Consider the following 1,104-nt stretch of genomic DNA (forward strand, 5'->3'; position numbering starts at 1 on the left):
TTCACCTACCGAGTGCTTTCTGCTTGAGGAACTGTAGCTCTAGACAAGTCCCAGTTTCCCCTGTTCAGGGAGCACTTCGGTCTATTTGCGCCCAGCGATCCGCAGATCCCCATGAAACACCGGGGTTTACTCAGGACCCTTCAATCCCCAAGCATGGCACCGGGTCGCTGTCGAGACCAAGGCGAGTGTGCTCGCGACGGCACCATCGGCGATCCGTCGGCTGGCTCCGGTGTTTTCGGAGATCGGGGTGCCTCAGACGCTGCGCACAGTCGCCGCCGCAGGTGAACCGCTCACCGCTACTGTGGCCAGTTCCTGGGAATCGACCGGCGCGCCGATAGTCCGCAACGGATACGGTCTCTCGGAGGTCGGCATGGTTCTAGGGGACGCTTTCGGGCCCGGCCCGACAGCACGACCGGGAATGCTCACCCACCCGATTCCGGGCTTCGATCCCTTTCTAGTCGGCCCAGACGGTTCGCCATCGCTTGCAGATGAGCCCGGGCTCATCGCCGTTCGTCGACCGCGGCATCAGATGTCCGCAGGTTACGAAAATGCCCCTGCGCAGTGGCAGCAAAGTTGGCACGGTGAGGTCTTTGTCACCGAAGACCGAGCCCGCATCGACGGCGAGGGGCGATGGATGATCGAGGGACGAGCGGACGACATGATCATCACCTCTGGACATAACGTGAGTCCGGTCGAGGTGGAGGATGCGATTCTCAAGCACCCCGCAATCACAGAAGCTGCCGCGGTCGCCTACGCCGATCATGCTCGCGGTGATGTGGTGCGAGCCGTCGTAGTGGCTCCACAACCCGGAATAGACGTCGACGAACTAACCCGCCAACTCAAAGACCTTGTCGCACAACATGTGGGCAAGTATGCATCGCCGCGTGTCGTTACCTTCGTCGATGCGCTTCCGCGCAACGAAGTTGGAAAGCTGCGACGAGCCTCGCTACGGCCACAGTAGCGAAACCTCACACTGGTGACTAGGCTCATCGAAAGTCCCCAGTGATGCGCATCGAAATTCCCCACCTGGGTGCGGGGTTATTGTAGTGGTCGTCGGGTGGGTGCGATCGCGGTGCGGTGGGTTTCGTTGCGGGCGTGATGGTT

The 1,104-nt window shown here is 61.1% G+C and carries 1 protein-coding gene and 1 pseudogene; both read left to right on the forward strand.

The genetic code is table 11. The features are described from left to right. Positions 1 to 151: 151 nt before the first annotated feature. Positions 152 to 532 (forward strand): annotated as a pseudogene (locus HF999_RS23130) (AMP-binding protein); the annotation flags it as partial. Positions 533 to 658: 126 nt separating this feature from the next. Beyond that, positions 659 to 961: an AMP-binding enzyme gene (locus HF999_RS23135; RefSeq protein ID WP_307872494.1), complete on the forward strand. Its 303-nt coding sequence runs from the start codon at positions 659 to 661 to the stop codon at positions 959 to 961. Positions 962 to 1,104: the final 143 nt, after the last annotated feature.

This window comes from Tsukamurella spumae, assembly GCF_012396015.1.
Taxonomy (GTDB): Bacteria; Actinomycetota; Actinomycetes; order Mycobacteriales; family Mycobacteriaceae; genus Tsukamurella; species Tsukamurella spumae.

Bases quoted from the DNA above. Each gene is read 5' to 3' on its own strand.
- HF999_RS23135 (WP_307872494.1), top strand. From the start codon at position 659: ATGATCATCACCTCTGGACATAACGTGAGTCCGGTCGAGGTGGAGGAT.